20 protein-coding genes are annotated in these 19,170 nt (G+C 39.9%); 9 read left to right on the forward strand and 11 right to left on the reverse strand.

Annotated elements, in window-relative coordinates; all coding sequences use genetic code 11:
• The first annotated feature begins 272 nt into the window (after positions 1-272).
• The 3 genes from PAT01_RS18145 (at position 273) to PAT01_RS18155 (ending at position 4,840) form a co-directional block, all read left to right on the forward strand.
• Positions 273-761 (forward strand): RNA-binding protein, encoded by a 489-nt coding sequence (locus PAT01_RS18145; protein WP_249318430.1) that lies wholly within the window; start codon positions 273-275, stop codon positions 759-761.
• Between the two features lie 132 nt (positions 762-893).
• Entirely contained in the window at positions 894-3,614 is a 2,721-nt protein-coding gene (locus PAT01_RS18150; RefSeq protein ID WP_154945954.1) for an ATP-binding protein, read from the forward strand.
• An 86-nt stretch (positions 3,615-3,700) separates the two neighbouring features.
• Positions 3,701-4,840, forward strand: a complete 1,140-nt coding sequence (locus PAT01_RS18155) for a GNAT family N-acetyltransferase (RefSeq protein WP_138580010.1) — start codon at positions 3,701-3,703, stop codon at positions 4,838-4,840.
• On the opposite strand, the gene PAT01_RS18160 is transcribed toward PAT01_RS18155, so the two are convergent.
• A complete protein-coding gene (locus PAT01_RS18160) occupies positions 4,817-5,407 on the reverse strand; it encodes a DUF938 domain-containing protein (RefSeq protein WP_138580011.1) in 591 nt (196 codons plus the stop codon). The genes PAT01_RS18155 and PAT01_RS18160 overlap by 24 nt on opposite strands.
• A gap of 200 nt (positions 5,408-5,607) precedes the next feature.
• Here PAT01_RS18160 and PAT01_RS18165 point away from each other — a divergent pair, with 200 nt between their 5' ends.
• From PAT01_RS18165 to PAT01_RS18185, 5 genes are all read left to right on the forward strand, one after another.
• Positions 5,608-5,793 carry a hypothetical protein gene (locus PAT01_RS18165; RefSeq protein WP_004589148.1) on the forward strand — a complete coding sequence of 62 codons (186 nt, stop codon included), beginning with the start codon at positions 5,608-5,610 and terminating at the stop codon, positions 5,791-5,793.
• A 101-nt stretch (positions 5,794-5,894) separates the two neighbouring features.
• Positions 5,895-6,260, forward strand: coding sequence for a hypothetical protein (locus PAT01_RS18170; RefSeq protein WP_004589147.1), 366 nt, complete (start codon positions 5,895-5,897; stop codon positions 6,258-6,260).
• Positions 6,261-6,270: 10 nt separating this feature from the next.
• Complete coding sequence (locus tag PAT01_RS18175; RefSeq protein ID WP_138580012.1) at positions 6,271-7,647, forward strand: class II fumarate hydratase; 1,377 nt, start codon at positions 6,271-6,273, stop codon at positions 7,645-7,647.
• Between the two features lie 107 nt (positions 7,648-7,754).
• On the forward strand, positions 7,755-8,279 hold the full coding sequence (locus PAT01_RS18180; protein WP_004589145.1) for a hypothetical protein: 525 nt from the start codon (positions 7,755-7,757) through the stop codon (positions 8,277-8,279).
• A 10-nt stretch (positions 8,280-8,289) separates the two neighbouring features.
• The gene (locus tag PAT01_RS18185; RefSeq protein WP_154945955.1) at positions 8,290-8,694 is read left to right on the forward strand and encodes a hypothetical protein; all 405 of its coding nucleotides are present in this window, start codon (positions 8,290-8,292) and stop codon (positions 8,692-8,694) included.
• 20 nt (positions 8,695-8,714) lie between these two features.
• Here the strand turns inward: PAT01_RS18185 and PAT01_RS18190 are convergent, their stop codons facing one another.
• From PAT01_RS18190 to PAT01_RS18225, 8 genes are all read right to left on the reverse strand, one after another.
• Positions 8,715-8,900 carry a hypothetical protein gene (locus PAT01_RS18190; protein ID WP_154945956.1) on the reverse strand — a complete coding sequence of 62 codons (186 nt, stop codon included), beginning with the start codon at positions 8,898-8,900 and terminating at the stop codon, positions 8,715-8,717.
• Between the two features lie 15 nt (positions 8,901-8,915).
• Entirely contained in the window at positions 8,916-9,239 is a 324-nt protein-coding gene (locus PAT01_RS18195; protein ID WP_154945957.1) for a hypothetical protein, read from the reverse strand.
• Positions 9,236-9,874: a DUF4178 domain-containing protein gene (locus PAT01_RS18200; protein ID WP_154945958.1), complete on the reverse strand. Its 639-nt coding sequence runs from the start codon at positions 9,872-9,874 to the stop codon at positions 9,236-9,238. The genes PAT01_RS18195 and PAT01_RS18200 overlap by 4 nt, the downstream gene beginning before the upstream one ends.
• Positions 9,875-9,947: 73 nt before the next feature.
• Complete coding sequence (locus PAT01_RS18205) at positions 9,948-10,640, reverse strand: PspA/IM30 family protein (protein ID WP_029772224.1); 693 nt, start codon at positions 10,638-10,640, stop codon at positions 9,948-9,950.
• 24 nt (positions 10,641-10,664) lie between these two features.
• Positions 10,665-11,078, reverse strand: coding sequence for a YjfI family protein (locus tag PAT01_RS18210; RefSeq protein WP_004589139.1), 414 nt, complete (start codon positions 11,076-11,078; stop codon positions 10,665-10,667).
• An 80-nt stretch (positions 11,079-11,158) separates the two neighbouring features.
• Positions 11,159-12,880, reverse strand: a complete 1,722-nt coding sequence (locus PAT01_RS18215; RefSeq protein WP_154945959.1) for a polyamine aminopropyltransferase — start codon at positions 12,878-12,880, stop codon at positions 11,159-11,161.
• A 3-nt stretch (positions 12,881-12,883) separates the two neighbouring features.
• Positions 12,884-13,783, reverse strand: coding sequence for a DUF350 domain-containing protein (locus PAT01_RS18220; RefSeq protein WP_154945960.1), 900 nt, complete (start codon positions 13,781-13,783; stop codon positions 12,884-12,886).
• Between the two features lie 22 nt (positions 13,784-13,805).
• Positions 13,806-14,738, reverse strand: a complete 933-nt coding sequence (locus tag PAT01_RS18225; protein ID WP_004589136.1) for a hypothetical protein — start codon at positions 14,736-14,738, stop codon at positions 13,806-13,808.
• A gap of 260 nt (positions 14,739-14,998) precedes the next feature.
• Between PAT01_RS18225 and PAT01_RS18230 the strand changes: the two genes are divergently transcribed.
• Complete coding sequence (locus PAT01_RS18230; protein WP_138580015.1) at positions 14,999-17,086, forward strand: putative bifunctional diguanylate cyclase/phosphodiesterase; 2,088 nt, start codon at positions 14,999-15,001, stop codon at positions 17,084-17,086.
• 25 nt (positions 17,087-17,111) lie between these two features.
• Here the strand turns inward: PAT01_RS18230 and PAT01_RS18235 are convergent, their stop codons facing one another.
• Positions 17,112-17,552 carry a hypothetical protein gene (locus tag PAT01_RS18235; protein ID WP_318299770.1) on the reverse strand — a complete coding sequence of 147 codons (441 nt, stop codon included), beginning with the start codon at positions 17,550-17,552 and terminating at the stop codon, positions 17,112-17,114.
• Between the two features lie 23 nt (positions 17,553-17,575).
• A complete protein-coding gene (locus PAT01_RS18240; protein ID WP_138580017.1) occupies positions 17,576-18,769 on the reverse strand; it encodes a hypothetical protein in 1,194 nt (397 codons plus the stop codon).
• Between the last annotated feature and the right edge of the window lie 401 nt (positions 18,770-19,170).

Here is a 19,170-nt window from a genome sequence, read left to right on the forward strand (position 1 = left end):
TTATCAAAAACCGCTTAGTTGCGGTTTTTTTGTGCCTGAAATTTAACAGCCAATGTATCCAAGGAGGGTGAGAATCCTCGCTAGGGTTCGATAAAATGTCTGGAACAGTTTAAGCCGCCGCAGGCGTTGCGAAGCAATTAATCACATGGATGTAATTAAGCTAATCCCTCCTTCTCCACCATTTCTTATTAAAATAGGTGAATCAAAACACATTGAATACACTGAGTAGTTACGGCATTATTAATAACAACTCCACTAACGTAAGTTTAATTATGTTTCGTTTAATTGCACCTTTAATAGGCCTTGTGGCTTTAAGTACACACGCAGCCCAAGACATTACGGTTTATAAATGCACAATTAAAGGAGTCGCTACATTTAGCCAAACACCCTGTGCTGACAATGCAGAAGTTATTAAGCTAAAACAGCCACTAGTTGCCGATAAGTACGGCAATAATGCAAACTCACCCGCAATGCCTGGTGCCTCTGTAGATAACTACATTGAGATTAAAAAAATTGAGCGTGAAATTAAACGCCACCAGCTTACTATCAAAAACTGTAAAGAAGACTTAGCCGACGCCAAACAACAAGCCAGCTATGTTACTCAAGATCAAGCTAATAGAATGGGCGCCGAATCAATAGCCGATGCGATAGCCACTAAAACTACGGCGATTCAAAACCGCTATAACGCCTTAATTAGCGCAGTAGAGCAACAAATCTCTATTTTACAGCAGCAAAAACAGCAGCTGAGCAAACAACCTTAACTGCTAAAAAAGCAGTTTACACGTTGCGCAAGGTACACCTTTTACAACATATATTAAAAAATACCGCAAATAACATACTGTTCGCTATACTGATATTTAAAATTAAGTACTTTTAAAAAGTCAGGGAGCTATGTGAAAAATTTTAACTCAAAATATCATTCAGTTATCTTTTACATAATTTTTTCATTAGCGTACTTTTTAATTGGTATTTCACTCACTAAGCTCGCCTTTAATACTCAAATTATCCCGGTATGGTTACCTGCAGGTATTGCCTTAGTTGGATGCTATATGTGGTGGTGGCGCTTCATTCCAGCGCTTTTTATAGCGGCCTTTGCTTTTAACTTTAATATTTTTGACAGCACAGCTCACGATATGGTGTTAGTTGGCAATACCTTCAGCCAAGCCATGTATATTGCTATTGGCATTGTATTGCAGGCAATGGTGGGGGCTGGTTTACTTAAATATTGGCTTGGACACCCGCTGTATTTTAAAAAACGCGCAAGTATCATTTATTTTATTTTTGTTGTGGGCATTGCGGTTAGTTTAATTTCAGCAAATTTTGGGGTTTTTGCGCTGAGCCAATTTAACTCCGCATACGATATTAAAGATCATTGGCAAAATGTGTTATTTTGGTGGCTAGGAGACTCATTAGGCGTAATTATTGCCACTCCTCTGCTATTGGTGCTTACTCAGTTTAAGGGGCAAAATAGGCCTATATCGCCGCTGCCTACGTTAGCGGTATGTAGTATTTTATTTGTATCTGTTGCAGTAACTACTCAGCTTTATAACCAAGAAAACAGACAAAATACCGTTAAAGTCGCCGAGCGAGAAGCTCACATTATTGAAAATAGCCTATATCGCTACATCAACCAAAGTTTAATAGCGGTGCAAAGCTTAGCCAGCCAAGTACAATCTAACCCTGATTTAAACCAACAAGACTTTTACGCCTACGCCAGCGAGTTACTGGCACAGCATTCGTTTATTAAAGCGCTTTCGTGGAATCAAAAAATAGCGCAAAGTGAGCGAGCTTCGTTTACCCAAGAAGTTGCCGATATATACCACCTAGACTTTGAAATTGTCGGCGAGCCCCTTGAGCCAGACGATCCTATGGTCATCGTTAAATACATTGCTCCTTTTAATGGCAACCAAAAAGCGGTTGGTTTTAATGTGTATTCAAACCCAGACAGAAAAGCATCGCTAGTAAACCCTGCAATTAGGTATCAGCCAGTCAGCACTAAAATTATTCAGTTAGTGCAAACAGCTGAGCCTGAGCCTGCCTATCTGCTATTTGCCCCCGTGTACGAACAACAACAGCAAAAAGCTATTATAAAGGGATACGCAACAGGTGTGTTTTTAGTGCGTAATATTATTGAGCAAGCGATTAACGAGCAACAATCAGAGATGTTTTCTATTGCGCTCTATGAAGATGTAAATAAGCCCGCATTTTATAGTAACTACGGCAAAAGTTTAAATATTGCTCAGGGCAGCCGTGTTATGAAACTAAAACTCAGCTTTGGTGGGCAAACATGGAATGCACATTTAGCCTTAAAAGAGAAATACCTTGCCCCCCATAATAACCAATTAACACTGTTTTTAATGGCCTTACAATTGGTGGTATGTGCCTTAATTTTAATTGTTTTACTGCTTTTTAATCAGCAACAAATTGCCCTTACCCGAAAAGTCGCAGAGCGCACCCATTCGCTTGCGCAAGCTAAAAAGCAATCTGACTTAGCTAATCAGGCTAAAAGCCGATTTTTAGCCAATATGAGCCATGAAATACGCACACCATTAAATGCTGTGATTGGCTTTTCATCATTAGCGCGCAAAGAAGACAACGCACACACTCTTATTGGTTACTTAGACAAAATAAACTCTTCTTCTAAAAGCTTACTAAACCTGATTAACGACATACTTGATATTTCAAAAATTGAATCACATAAGCTCAAGCTAGAAAGCACAGCGTTTGACCTTCATGCAATTATAAAGCGTATTAACACAATGTTTGAGGCCAGTGCAGCCAATAAAGGCATTGGCTGGCAGGTTAGCAGTCATCTTCCGGTAGATACTTGGTATGTAGGCGACCCTTTACGCTTTGAGCAAGTAGTGCTAAACCTTTGCAGCAACGCGATAAAATTTACAGAGCAAGGCAAAGTAGAGGTAGACTTTAGCGGAGAGTTTATCAGTACTGACAAAGTTAAAATAACCGTAACCGTTACAGATACGGGTATTGGCATAGAGCCTACCCAGCAGTCCAAGCTATTTAGTGCCTTTACCCAAGCAGACGAATCAACATCAAGGCGATACGGTGGCACAGGCCTGGGCTTAACAGTCGTAAAAGAGCTCAGTAAATTAATGGGCGGTAACGTCACATTCCAGAGCGAACCAAACGTTGGCTCTACGTTTAAATTTGACGTTGAGCTTCGCACCAGCCCAGTACAAGAGCAAGCCGAGCTTGTATACTCGGGTACTAAATTGGCGGCTTTAAAAGTGCTAGTAGCAGAAGATAACCCGGTAAACCAAATGGTAATTAAAGCCATGCTAGGCTCATTAGGTATTGTTGCCCATATTGTCGAAAATGGTGAAGCGGCAGTAGATATAGCAAAAGAGCAACACTTTGACTTAATTTTAATGGACTGCCAAATGCCAATAATGGATGGTTACAGAGCCACTGCCCTAATTAGGCAATTTAAAAGTGAGGTAGAGCTGCCTATTATTGCGCTGACCGCCGATGTTATGCCTGAGGATAAAGCCCATGCTCAAGCCGTTGGTTTTAATCAGCATCTTGCAAAACCGCTAGAACTGGTTAAGCTAACCGCGTGCTTAGCCCAATACGCCGAAATTGAAGAGCACTAATACAATAATGCGCTAAATAAATGCGCTTGTGTTAACTTAGTTTAAAACGCCACCACCCACTATAAAGCAGCCCAAGGTAAGCAGTAATGGCAACTTTTACCCACCAATGGTTTAGTGATATTAACCAAATAGACGTACACGAATGGACTCGTTTATTCGGTAATGAACCTTTTACCCGCCATGCATTTTTATATGCATTAGAGCAAAGCCACTGTGTAAACAAAGAGACAGGCTGGCAGCCTCAGCACTTAGCGATTTATGAAGCCGACAAATTAGTCGCACTCGCTCCTGGGTATTTAAAAAGCCACTCTTACGGAGAGTATGTTTTTGATTGGGCATGGGCAGAAGCCTACGAGCAACACGGATTAGCCTATTACCCTAAATGGCTAAGCGGTGTACCTTTTAGCCCTATTGAAGGCCAGCGTATTGCCATTGCACATACGAATACACAAAGCGTATACGAGTACATAAAAAAGCAATTAAATTTAACCAGTGTGGAGCAAGGTTGGTCTGGCTGGCATGTTAACTTTTGCCCAAAGGTTCAAGCTCAAGCCCTGTGTACTGACGAAATAATGCAGCGCGTAGGCGTGCAGTTTCAATGGTTTAATAAAGGCTTTAAAACCTTTGACGATTTTTTAAATACACTCACCGCACGCAAACGAAAAACGCTAAAAAAAGAGCGAGCTAAAATAGCACAGCAAAATATTACCATTGAATGGCTGCAAGGCTCGCACCTAAGCCCTGAAACAATGCAGCTATTTTGTGAGTTTTATCAGCGTACTTATTTAAAACGTTCTGGGCATTTAGGGTATTTAAATATTGAGTTTTTTACTTTATTACAGGCGCTAATGGGCGATCAGCTAATTATTATGCTTGCCAAAAAAGACAACAAAATAGTGGCAGCAACGCTAAGCTTACAAGGTGAAAACACCTTGTATGGCCGCTATTGGGGCGCCAGCGAAGAAATAGACTCCCTTCATTTTGAGCTGTGTTACTACCAAGGGATTGAGTTTGCGATTAAGCATAACTTACATTGCTTTCACTCAGGCGCTCAAGGTGAGCATAAAATACCTCGTGGGTTTGAGCCTGTTTTTACCTACTCCAGCCACTATATTGTTGAACCCGACTTTAGAGCAGCAATAAACGACTACCTAAAGCGAGAACGCCAACATATGACAATTTATAAAACACAGTGCGCTGATTTACTGCCGTTTAAAAACCAATAACTGATTGTTAGCTGGCATAGCTGTATCACTTATGAGTGTAAGGCCTGCTTGTGTTGCTAATTGCTCTATGGCCTCAAAATCACGAATGCCGCTAAATGGGTCACGCTGTGTTAAAAAGCGATCGAACTCTTCATTACTTGCACTTGTAAACTGCCCTTGGTATTTGAAAGGGCCATAAATACACACTACACCTTGGCTTACTAAGTGCGTTGAAACCCCTTTAAAAAATTGCTCAACCAACTGCCAACTTACAATATGAAACGTATTTGCTGTGTAAATAGCATCTACGTTATTTACCGGCCATGCATAATTCAAATCAAGCTCAAGAGGGCCGTGTAAATTAGTTAAATTTGCCTCCTTAAGCCATAAATTTATGCCCTCATGGTTAATATGGCGATCACTTGTATACCACTGTAAATGCGGTAATTGCTCAGCAAAAAACACACTATGCTGCCCCGTACCCGAGCCTATTTCGAGTACCGATTCTGTCTTATTAAAAACCGTTTTAAGCACTTCTAAAATAGGACCCTTATTGTTTTCACACGCTTGTGAGAAAGGTTTGATCATGACCTGCACCAATATTGAAATTTATTGCACAACATTAACGCAAAAAAATGGCACTGAACAATTAAAGTTTTATAGATAATTTATAAAAGTGAGTTAATTCATGGCACTAAAATAAAAACAAGACGATGGTATGTATTATGCTTTAATTAAATCAACCCTAAGTAGGGTGTATTACCAATATTAAATACGAGGATAAAATTATGCATACTCCCCCTTACACCGCTGTAGACGCTGTGGTCTCAGTGACAGAAAAAAGCACCGAAAAACCAAGTAGCACCTGTGATAGTAGAGCCACTGTAATCGACTTACTTTCTCACTGTAACCAAAATCAACAGGCGCTAAAAAAACATGAAACAGACCAAATATTCATTCTTGGCTATAATTGATACTCAATTAAACGCTGCAAATAATTTTTATAATAACTGTTTACACTGAAACCGATTAAATGTAATGATAACTATTATCGTTAACTTAAATCGGTTTTTTTATGTCTCCCTTTCAGGCATTACAGCCTTATCATCATGAACTTGCTTGTAACTGCTTACGCCCAGGCTTACATGCGCCTATGGTGGTAGCTCACTACATAGAAACCGCTTTAAACGTTGCTAAAAGCTTTGAAAAACAGCGTAATCCCTTACTACAAGAGTTATATTTATTACGCACTCACCATGAAATTATCAATAAAATGTGCGACCCTCTAATACACAATGCCATTCGTAAGCAGTGCCTTGAGCAATTATATAAACCCTTATTGGCATTAAAACGCTTTTACTATGCACATAACGATACTGAAAAATTTTTAAAACTTGAGCGCGAAGCTCGCGTACTCAGTCACGAATTTAACCCTTTTTAAGGAGCGACTTATGAGCAATTTTAGAACCGAATCCGACAGCATGGGTGAATTACAGGTCCCTAGTGATGCGCTATACCAAGCGCAAACCCAGCGTGCAGTTAACAACTTTGCTATTAGCGGCTTAACTATGCCAAAACAGTTTGTAACAGCGCTTGCATACATTAAGCAAGCTGCAGCACAAAGTAACTTTGAGCTAAATCACTTAAGTAAAAGTAAAGCCAACGCTATTGAGCAAGCATGCCAACAAATTATTGATGGCGAGCATTACGAGCACTTCCCGGTTGATATTTTCCAAACTGGCTCAGGCACCAGCTCGAACATGAACGCGAATGAAGTTATCGCAACGCTTGCAACCCGCATTGGTAATGAGCCAATTCACCCCAACGATGATGTAAATATGGGGCAAAGCTCTAACGATGTAGTGCCTACAGCCATTGCACTAAGTAGTGCTATTAACGTGGTTTATGAATTACTGCCATCTCTTGAAAAACTATCGCAGAGTTTAGAGCAAAAAAAGGCAGACGTTGGCAAAATAGTTAAAACAGGCCGTACGCATTTAATGGATGCCATGCCCGTTACGTTTGAGCAAACGCTAAGCGCGTGGCAATCACAAGTAAATAATGCAGCCTCAGGCATTCGCCATAGCTTAGAGCGAGTATGTGAGCTTGCCCAAGGCGGGACAGCTGTTGGCACGGGCATTAATGCTGATGGCGAATTTGCCTCAAAGTTTGCTAAAAACTTAAGCGCAAATGTGGGTATAAGCTTTAAGCCAAGCAGTAACTTTTTTTATAATATTGGCTCGCAAGATGCCATTGTAGCGCTCTCAGGTCAGCTAAAAGTGCTCGCTGTAGCACAAATGAAAATAGCCAATGACTTACGCTGGATGAACTCAGGCCCACTTGCCGGGCTTGGCGAAATAGAGCTTGAAGCACTGCAACCAGGCTCATCGATTATGCCGGGTAAAGTAAACCCGGTGATCCCAGAAGCGGCAGCCATGGTAAGCGCTCAAGTTATAGGTAACGATGCAACCATCACCGTGGCAGGCCAAGCGGGTAATTTTGAGCTAAACGTCATGCTACCTGTTATTGCGCACAATATTTTACAAAGCATTGAGCTACTTGCTAATAGCGCCCAAGCATTGGCAGATAAAGCCATTGCGAGTTTTAAAGTAAACCAAACCAATATTGATAAAGCACTGGCCAAAAATCCTATTTTAGTGACTGCGCTTAACCCGGTGATCGGTTACGAAAAAGCAGCCAAAATAGCGAAGCAAGCCTACAAAGAAGCCCGCCCAATAATTGATGTCGCAGAGCAAGAAACCGACCTTCCACGCAGTGAATTAGAAACACTGCTTAACCCCACTAAACTTACCCAAGGCGGTTTATAAAGGTAAAACAAAAACGGCTTTAATTACTTGATAATATAGTTTTTATTGCCGTTAAAAATGCACCGTGTATGATAGTGATGAATAATTCATCACTATCAAGGTTTGTTATGCGTACTCCACTGTTAGCCCTACTTTTACCACTTTGTTTAACTGCATGCCTCGAAACAACATCGCAAGATGCACCAACTAACTCGGTGAACGAGCTTAAAGAAGTACCGCATAAAGAAGTACCTCAACAAACCAGCAGTGAAAACAAGCACAAAACCCCTACTGATGCATCACAACCCATAAAAACCGCTTTAAAAGCAGTATCACTTAACGACATTAAAACCGCAAAAAGCGAGCTTAATACGTTAATTGCCAATACACAGTGCGATACCTCAGCACAATGTAAGGTTATGCCTGTAGGAAGCAAAGCTTGCGGCGGACCAAGTGATTATGTTGTTTACTCAACAAAATCAGCTAAAGAGGGGCAAGTCAGTTCGCTTGCAAAGCAAATAACAACGCTTGAAAAAGCCTACAACACACAAAATGAAATGATGAGCACGTGCCAACATTTAACTTCTCCAAGCACGCAGTGTGTTGAAAATAAATGTGTTAAACTTGAAGGTTCAGCGGTAAGTGTATTTTAAGGACAAGGTTATGAGTTGTTTACCATCAGCAATTAAATTATCAATTGTGAGTGTTGCCACCAGCGCTATGCTATTACTTAGCGGCTGTGCAAACACATCATCAAGTACTGAGCAAAATCAGAATTTGTCTGACTTGAACTACGATCTTAATAACATTGTTAGTGATAATAGTTGCACCGCGAGCTTTCAATGTAAGGTACTCGAAGTAGGTGCACGAGCATGTGGTGGGCCAAGTAAGTATGTTGTGTATTCAACGCTTAATACCTCTCAAGAGCACGCCGAAGAAGTTGCCCAAAAAATTACACAACAACAAAAAGCGCAAAACACAGCGCAAGGTTTAACCGATTGCTCACCGGTACTTGAGGTACAAACCCTGTGTATTAATCAGCAATGCCAGGCATTTGATATAAAATAGCGCAAACGCCAATTTCAGCGTTAACCTATAAAAGGTATAAACGCTGAAATAACCACCACCAGCACCACACAAATTCCTGCTTTAACAATATATTTCATTGGCATTTCTTTTTTTACCCAGTACGCATAAATAAATCGCACAAAGTAACTTGCAGCTGTGCCAAATAAAGCAAAAATAATTAAGTAAGCAATTAAAATAATATTCATATAAATCTAAATTAACTACTTAGTGTTTTTTTTAGTATAAGCAATTAATAGCTCTGCTACTTGTTGCTTTACGGCTCGCTTATCATCACTTTGGACATTAAACCGCGTTGCAAGTTGGGCTATTTCATCATCGTTTAAATTAAACGATAGGCGCTGACGTGTTTTTTTAGATTTCACATCTAAGCCTAAAATTTTACGGATCATATCTGAGGGCGTAAGCTCTTGGTCAATGGCCTGCTTTTTTATCGACTTTTGTACTTCGCTGCTTAAATCAAATGCCATTTGTGTGGCACGCACGGCTTGCTCTTGACGTAACCACTTGTCTTTAGCATCACTCACTTCGCATCTCCTGGAAACAAGTCGACTATATCGGTAATTGGGCGTGTTAGCGTTAGTGACACTTCGGTCTCACCGCCATCCCATATTTCAATATTTAAGCCATGCCCTTCGTCTGGCGATGCTAAGCAAATCATTTCACAAAGTTCGCCACCCTCTTGCTCATAGCGCGGTAATGACTGGCCACGAAAATCTTTGTTATGGAAATAGCACACATAAGGCGATTCACTTTGCTGATAGCTTTTAGCTAAAAACTGCATAAACTGCTCTGGCGTATTTTGTACCTGTATATGAGTTAACGACTCTTCATCAAAAATACGTGCAAATTCGTCTAGCCCAAATATTTGCTCTACGTCGTCACGCTGAATTTTGATTGAAAAATTAGCCCACTGCTCGCCATCATCTTGCTCAATTTGTAAAAATACCACCTGTCCGCTGTTCGTCTCTAGCACAAACTCAGTATCACTACTGTGTTGATATTGATAGGTTTGAATATCAATAACACGCAGCGTTTGCCCTTTTAACCACGACGGATACGCAAATGAATCGATAACGCTAAACATGTCACCTTTTTTAAGCTCACTTGCATGGTTAAGCTGACGTTCTGGCTCTTTTTTAGATTTGAAAAAATTAAACATAATGAGGCATCCCTTAAGCAAAAAAGGTAACTAAGCCACGCTTAATTACCTTTTATTATAAATGTACGAACTATTAGCCGTTTTGCTTGGCTTTAATGCGCGCTAAAATATCGGCACTTTTTGGGCTTGTATCGCCAATACCGGCTTCAGCCATTTTTGCTTTTAAATCGTCGCCATTTGTATCTGACTCAAGTTGCTTAGCAGCGCCTAACTGGTCACTACGATCTTGCTGGCGTTGTTTAATACGCTCAAGCGACTGACGGGCCGATGTCATAGACGAGCTATTAGTATTAAGCGTGCTGTTAACCGCCATTGTTGCTTGCTGTACGCTTTCTGTGGTTTTAACCATAGTAAGCTGACGCTGGTTTTCTTTAATTGACTTTTCAGCGTCTTTAACTTGTTGTTTAAGCGCTACAATATGATTGCTAAAACCTGCTAATACTTGCTCGTTTTCAGCTTTTTCAGCTTCAAAGTCGCCAATTTTTTCGGCAATTTCTAATGCTAAGGCCTCGTTACCTTTTTCAAGTGCTTGGCCTGCATATGCTTCGTGCTCAGCAATTGATGCATCAACTGCGCTAATTTTACGCTTAGTTTGCATTTCTTTAGCCATTACTTCTGTAAGGCTCTTTTTGGCACGATTAAGTGCATTTTGCGCATCTGCTATTTCTTGTTCAAAAATACGAATGCCGTTTGCATCTACAATTGCTTCGCCCGCTTCACGCGCGCCGCCACGTACTGCTGTAAATAATTTTTTTAATATACTCATAATCTTAACTCCACTAACTAGTTACTAATCGTTTAAATACAAGGTCACGGCTTCTAGTGCGTCAATAGCGTTGTCAGCTAGTGTCACTAGTTCGTGGGTAATATCATCTAATGATGAATTTACCGACAGTGCACCAAAAATCGCGTATTTGTTATCGATTTTAGCAAATGCACTCAGTGGAATTGGCACGTTTAAACGTAGTAGTGTTTCGTTTAACTCGTTGCGTAATTCACTTTTTACTTCATCTTCGCCAAACAAATAGCTAATACATAACAACTGCTCTTGTGTTTGCGTAACAAAAATTGGAAGTTCATCGTTTCCATCAACTATGACTTGTAAAACATCTTGCTCACCAGGGTTGGCAATCAAGAAAGACTCAAAGTTAGCGCCTTCTGTTTCAAAAGAAGCTAATTTTATTGAAAGTTCATTTAATTCCATGTCTCTGCCTTTTTGCTGTTTGACATATTATGTCTGAGTTAAGATTCGCACGGTCGACATATTATGTCAACCGTGTTTTATTAATTTTTATACAATTCGCTTTCTATCTGCCACGCATTACGGTAGTAATCATATAGCTGACCCGAACCTAACCTATTGACCTCAATACTTTTAACTTGTTCAAAATACTGGTTAGGAAATACAAAGCTGGCTAATAAATATTCTTTACTTACCCACCTTGATGGCACCGGCATAGCGCTTATGTTTTTAATTCGCCCACTGGCTGGTTGACCCATTTTAGTGGCTATTGTCCACCCCCATTGCCCAAACGAAGGAATATTTTGCTGGTACTGCTCAACATAATCAAAACCCGCCGCTTTTACCGTTTTAGCAATACTTAAAAATGCTTTTTTGGCATGATAAGGCGAGGTAGACTGCACAGCCATTGCGCCATCGGGAGCTAACAATTGACGTACATGGTTATAAAAATAGTCGCTGTACATTTTGTTTAAATCGGGATGATTAGGGTCCGGCAAGTCAATTAAAATAGTGTCAAATTGCTTACCTTGATCAAGGAGCCTTTCAACCTCTAAAAACGCATCTCCCACAATAATATTGGCGCGTGGGTCTAACATCGATTGTTTATTTAGCGCTAATAACCGCTTACTTATAGACTCAGGCGCTGTAAAATCACCGTCTTTATGGCCAAATAAATTAAGCAGCTGTGCATCTAAATCAATTAACGTTACGTCGTTCACTGGCCACTTTAAAACATCTCTAAGGGCAAGCCCGTCGCCACCACCAATAATTAATACGCTATCGTGCCGGTTTGATGCGAGCATTGCCGGATACACCAGCATTGAATGATATATTTGCTCATCAATACTCGAGAACTGTAAACGCCCATTTAAATACAAGTCGGTAATAGGCGCTGGCTGGTTTTTACTTAAGCGCTCGGTTAATACTACATGCTGGTATTTAGTTGCTTGTGAGTAAATAACTTTATCTTTATAAAGTACATTACTTAAGCTGTTCATCCAGCTACTTCCCATCACTAAAATAAACCCAAACAGTGCCAGTAACACTATATGGCAGATCAGAAGTGCCTTAGCAAAGCGCACATGAGCATGGTAGCGCCATAAAAAGGCGAGCCCTGCCAGTATATTAAAAAGAGCTGTCCACGCTGCAGCTTGCATTATAGGCATCGCCAGCATAATGCTTACCCAAATAGCCGCACCAATACCCGCGCCAATATAATCGGCACCATAAATAGTGCCTGCATTGTTTTCTAAAAAACGCCCGTACACATGTTGGCGAATACGTGCAATAAGCGGTATTTCCATACCAATAAATAAACCCAGTACTAAACCAAACACATAAGGTAAAAAGCGTGACCACTCTTGCAGCTTTTGAAATAAATAGCCATTGAGCACAACATCTGGAGGTAAATTAAAAATACTAGAAAACAAATGAGGAAGTGAATAACTTACAGCAATTACACCGGCTATTGCCAAAATACAGCCCATGCCAACCAGGGCAATAATACTTTCAAGCCAAGCAAAGGCGGTAAAGGCATCTTTAAACCAACGGGCTAAAAATGCGCCTAAGCCCATGGCAACTATCATTGTGCCAATCATGGCATAGATAGCACTCTCTACAGAGCCCAGTACCCGCCCTGCGTAATGCGAAAGTAAGTATTCATAAATAAGGCCGCACCCAGCGAGTACGGCCATAACAGTTATTAGTAAAATATCGTGCCCAAGTAAACGTGATTTACTTGGGCTAGTTGTAGTTGATGACACTGATTATGCGCCTAGTAAGGTTGCCATAGTAATACCGACAGCAAACGACACTGCAGCAGAAATAGCACCTACACCTACATTTTTCTGACGGTTAACTTCATCTGAAATATCACAACCTGATAAAATTATTTTGATGGTGATTAAATGCAAAATGATGAATGCCACTAAACTTACAATCGCACTAATAGCCCAATAAAGCAGGCTAGCATTAATGTTATCGGCCGCATACGGTGCAATACCTGATGCCGCAGTAATAGCTAAGGCACTTCCTACTAAAAAACCTGCGTAGCGTATACCTACAGCTAAATTGCCATCAATAATAGCTTGTTGTAAACAATCACCGCTTTTATTGGTACGCTTAAATAATTGTACGCGGTATTTGCTTACAAGCAGTAGTGCAACACTGCCAATAATAAAGGCAGCAATAACGATAGGCAGCCCGTGCCAACCCTCTGTTGCTACCCATAAAAGTGCAGAGCGAATCACAATAGCCACACTCACTACATGACCAAAGTCGATAATAGAGGCCGTTACGTTACCTTTTACAATTTCGTCGTGCAGGCTGACTTTGCGAAGCGCGACCTTATCTTGAAAAAAGTGGCCTAATTTAATCAGTACAATGGCTAATACACCATAGCCTAGCATTTGCAGGGCTTCTTGTTGTAACGACGCAGCAAAGGCGCCACTACTCACACCCGTTAATACAATGGCAAGTGCAACTAAGCCTGCCGCAAAGCTAATACCAAAAGCAAAGTTATCGCGTTCTGTTATTTCGTCATTTGCATGAAGGTTTGAAACCCAGCCCTTAATGTATTTTAGGCTTACAAATAACAACACGATAATTGCAAAATCAATCGCCAAAGCTTGTAGCGACCACGTAGTTATTCCATTAAATTCGTACATATTTCTAACTCCAACTTATTCTTTACTTACCACGGCTCACGCCACGAGAGGTTCTGCTACCGCTATTGCGTACCGATCCAGAGCTGTTGCTATAACTACTCGAACGCGAGTAACTACTGCGGCTTTTAGGCGGTGTATAACTACTGCGGCTTAAACCCGAGGCACCCGTTTTTTTGCTCGCATAAGGGCTAGTAAACTGTTTGCCTTGGCGTTGGTACGATTGACGCGTACGTGTTTCTAAAGCACTTTGCGTTTTAATTTGTTTAGGGCTTGAGTAACGATAGCGGCCGTAATCGTTGTAATAGCTATATTTACGGCGGCTGCTCCAACGTCCGTATTCAACACGGTCAAATACATCGCCTAAAATACGGTACATGCCATACCACTGCCAAAAGCTAATACCATTACTATTAGTTTGCCAGTTACCGTAATTAGGGTTGCCCACCAATTGATTACCCTCGCCTGCGCCCTCTGCCTCTTTACTAATAGCACCAACGCGCGCAAGGCTGCCCTTAGACATATCCGCTAGCATATTAATCGGGTCCGTTAACGCATCAGAAAACAGCGTAGGCTTAGCCGCCTCACGTAGTAAATCAATACTGTGTAGCGTGTCTTCGTAGGGAGGAATTAAATAAGTGCCTTTAATATCTTTAAGTCGTTGTGTTAAACCACTGTAAAGGGCACCCTGCCTTGTAGCATCAAGGGTAATTACATCAACAACCTGACTAAGTTCTGGCTGTTGCTGTTTAAGGAGTTTGCCATATTCTTTAAGCAATACAGCATTACGTATGGTTCCATTATCAAGCGCGGTACCAAGCTGTGCGAGCTCAACATCTGCCTTTTTAATAGACTCTTGAATTGTTTGTTGTAGTTGCTCTTCTTTAGATTGACAACCCATAAGCACTGCAAACAAACAAAACAGGCTCATAAGTTTCCAAGCTTTTATATTCGACATTCATGTCACCTGATTTAATAAATAACCGCATTAGTCTTACACAGGTCACTTATTAAGCCAAGAATGAAATTGCAACAAAGTAAGTCTGCCTAAAATAAAATAACCAGCTATAGTTACTCTATGAATTTAAACACATTCTTTTACTTACAAATTTAGTAAATAACATCAGCGCTACGCGTAAGCCTTCTATTAATAAATAACAACAATAAGTAATAACTCTTTTAGTGAAAGAGCATGACAGTAAGAAGGGATTTGTCTAAATGTTTCATAGTATTCGTAACAAATTTATTATTATTACGACTTGTCTAATCGTACTAAGCGCTAGTTTTGTTTTTTATTTAGCTATTAATGAGCACGAGGATTTATACCGCCAATCAGTTGAAGAAAACCTCGATGCTATGTCATCAAATATTTCAGATAATTTGTTACGTGTTATGTCGCAAGAGATAGATTTATTTTCTATTACAACTGAGCTTTTGGGGTTAGATAGGTACGAGCACATAAAGTTTGTAAATGTATTTGATAGTAATTGGCAGCTAATACAGTCCTACGTGCACCCTAATTACTTAAAGTTCGAGGATTTTTCTCCACAGCTAAAGGGCATCAAACCGCAAAGTTTGCCCCGTACCGTTAGTGTTACTAACCAAGGCTTAGTTGCCTTAAAAACAATTGGTGAGGAGCAGTTCCCTGTAGGCTACTTATTAATTGTTCAGGATTTTAATAAGCCCCTTAATGAAAGCAAAGCGAGCTTATTTTATAGTGCAGCCCCTATCGTTATTTTTAGTATCGTGATCACCATCCTCATCTCTTTTTGGATATACCAACATTTATTAAGCCCGCTATTAAAACTTTCTAAATTCACACAAAAAGTAGAAAAAACAACTAACTATCAACTCCAATACCAAGGCTCGGGCAACGACGAAGTATCGCAACTTGGCAAAGATATTAATAACTTACTTAACACTATTAATGCCCAAGTACTCACTAATCAAAAAAACACCGCACAACTACTAAAGCAAAAGCAATCAATGGAGCACTTAGCTAACTTCGATATATTAACTGGCTTACCTAATCGCATGTTTATTATGGGCTTACTAAAAGAAGAATTAACACGCTGTAAAAATAATCATCAAGATATAGCTATTATGTTTTTTGACGTAGATAGCTTTAAAGGTGTTAACGATACACTTGGCCATGAAACGGGCGACCTACTTTTAAAGGCGGTAGCCAGTAATATCAAAAAGCACTTACGCGAAAACGATGTTATTGCACGCTTAGGGGGTGATGAGTTTTTAATAATGCTGCGTAATATAAATAATTACACCGACGTTATTAATATTGCGGAGCAAATTATCAGCTCAATGCAAACGCCTTTTACTATTAACCAGTGGGATATACCCACCGGGGTAAGTATTGGTATTGCCCACGCTAAAGAGGCAGAGTTTGATATTAATACGTTAATTAGTAATGCAGACATCGCAATGTATGCCTCAAAAGAAAAAGGTAAAGGGTCGTACACCGTTTTCCATAGAAAAATGTTAGAAAACAGCAAGCGAATGGCTCAAGTGGCTAATTTAATTAGTCATGCGATTGCGCAAAATGAGTTTGAAGTTGTGTATCAGTTAAAAATAGCTGCCAATGGTGAGGCTAATGGCCTTGAAGCCCTTATTAGGTGGCACAGTGAAGAGCTTGGCTTTATTTCACCAGGCGAATTTATACCCATTGCAGAGCAAGCAGGTAAAATAAAAGCAATCACGCAGTGGGTTGTCTCCAGGGTATTTCAAGATTTACCCACACTAAAGCAAACTATAGGTAACCATGTACTCGTTTCTTTAAACCTATCGAGCCATGATCTTAAAGATAATCACTTTATTGATGTTGTAAAAAATAAATTGGTTAAATACAACGTCGACATTGCAAATATCCAGTTTGAAATAACCGAATCAAGCTATCTCGATAATTTTGAAAACTCCAATGAATTCTTTAACCAAATAAAACAAATGGGTGGGTCTATAGCCCTTGATGATTTTGGAACGGGTTATTCATCGCTAAGCTACCTGACAAAAATAGATATCGATACCATCAAAATTGACCGTATGTTCGTTAATCAATTTGACAGCTCAGAAAAGGATGCGGCGGTATTAAAGGCCATACTCGATTTAAGTAAACGCCTAGGCTTAAAAGTATGTAGTGAGGGTATAGAAACAGCCAGCCAGGCTAACTACCTGATTGAAAATGGCAGTGATGAAATGCAAGGGTATTATTTTGCAAAGCCTGTAGCCATAGCACACATTCCAGCAGCTAAAGCCCAAGCAAAAGAGGCATTTAAAGCGCTAACTTTAAAATAAGTCAGCGCTACTAGTTAACCATAAATTAAGGCGTTAGCGTTACAACAGTTAGCTCGTCCGGAATTTTTGTATCAGCAGGTAAATAAGCAACTGCATTTTCTTCTTTCAATAAATACGCAATAATTTCTTTAGTCGAGCTAAATTCTACGGGTGGCTTGCTACGCCCTGTAAATCTCATCTGAGCCCAATAAGCCTGAATTCTCGATTCGGTTAAGCCAACCAATTTCGTATTAAAGTCGATTCGTAACGGATTTCCGGCGGGTAAATTTACTGCTTTAAATTGATTACTCATCGCGCCGCCCATATAAATATGGCGAATTTGCTGCTTACTCAAAGCTAAGTTTTTATTGGCCGTATTAACAACAATGATCACTTTACTTGTGTGGCTATTATCCGCGTAGGCTTGTACGCTGATAAACAATAATGACCAAGTAAAAATACACAGCAGTATTATATGTCTAATCACGTAAGTTAGCTTAGAGTACATCATCAAAATACCCAATCTAAGCCAATAAGGTAAAGATTCGTTTTTCTATTAAAGCTAACATCCTCAGGGATAACAAAAAAAGAATTACTAACCTCATCGCCCTCTAAAGCAGATACTTCCGCCTTTAATGCCAGATTAGGTAGCACATCCCATCGTATACCAAGTGTCCATGTTTTTAGTGAGTCGGGCGCCGACTCTGCAAACACGTTGTTATAAGCCTGTGCCAGCTGATCAAGCTCTACATTAGCACCAATAGGGATTTCATTCTGATTGGCATTAATTTCTACATCGCTGTCCGCAAAGGTTAAATGATAAGTAAAAGGTGCATCGTTATAGCCTACGGTTAAGTAATAGCTTTGTATAATCGGAATTATATCTAACTGTGTCTTAATCTTTACCCACTCACCTCTAAAAAAATAATCTAAATTATCATAAATAACACCAAATTGATCTGCATGTGCACTGCCCTGCGTTGTCAGCGATGCTGCACTTTGGCTAAAATTAAAATTCTCTAAAATATCTTGTAGTTGGTTAATCGACTTAAGATCTAACGCTATGTTACCGTTATACCTTGAAGCCCTAAATTCTATATTTTCAATATTCAACTTCCCTATTACACCCACTAAATTATCCACCTCAAAACCTGTTTTAAAAGGGCCTATGCCAATACTTCCCGACTCTTCGCCATAGTACCCTTCAATACTGATATCAAAGTCATGTGAGCCAAATTTGTAGATAGCATCAATACCATTAAATGTTTTAAATAAGTACGTGTCGTATACTTGTTGTGGCGGATTGATCCATGGGTATGCAAACCCTACATCAGAGAAGTCGCTCATTGTAAAAAATGGGGTTCGCAGCTTACCGATTTTTATCTGTAGGTTTGTTGTGGGCGTATAAGTTAAATACAGCCATTCAAGTCCACTCTCACCAGATACCGTTGTGCTATCAGATCTAAATAACCCTTGTGCTGTCACTGACCAATTTGTATTAAACTGATACTCAGCTTGAAGACCTATTAAACTTGATGGTGAAAAGTTAAGACTGTCATCGTAGCCTCTATATTCGACATCTTTTTCATCTAAATAACCACCAATAACACGTGCGTAGCCTGAAAAATCAAACTCACCTGATTTAGCCGGTAAATGGTGTAGGCTTACGATTAAAACGAATATCTGAAATATTTTATTTCGCATAGACACTCAGCAACCTAGATAAAAAGCGCTGAATATTAAAAAGTAACGACATTTTATAATTCTGCAGAATAATTATTATGAGATATAACTATAGTCAAAGTTAAAGAGTGTGGATCAAAATAGTCTGAACTATAAGCTATTATTTTTATACACCTTAATAGATTAGTTAAGTTAAGAGACTTGCGTGTACTGTAATACCAATTCGCTTAATTATGTGATCTATTTTGAGGGTGGAAAAACGTGTCGGTATTACGTAAAGGCAGGTATTTCACTTTTTTGCAGACGTAAAAAAGCCCGCCTCTTTCGAGTCGGGCTTTCTTGTATTTGGAGCCTGGCGATGTCGTGGTGCCTACAGCGGTAGAGAGTCACATAGCAAATGCGACATTATCATTGCGTCGGGA

The organism is Pseudoalteromonas atlantica, from assembly GCA_007988745.1.
GTDB lineage: Bacteria > Pseudomonadota > Gammaproteobacteria > Enterobacterales > Alteromonadaceae > Pseudoalteromonas > Pseudoalteromonas atlantica.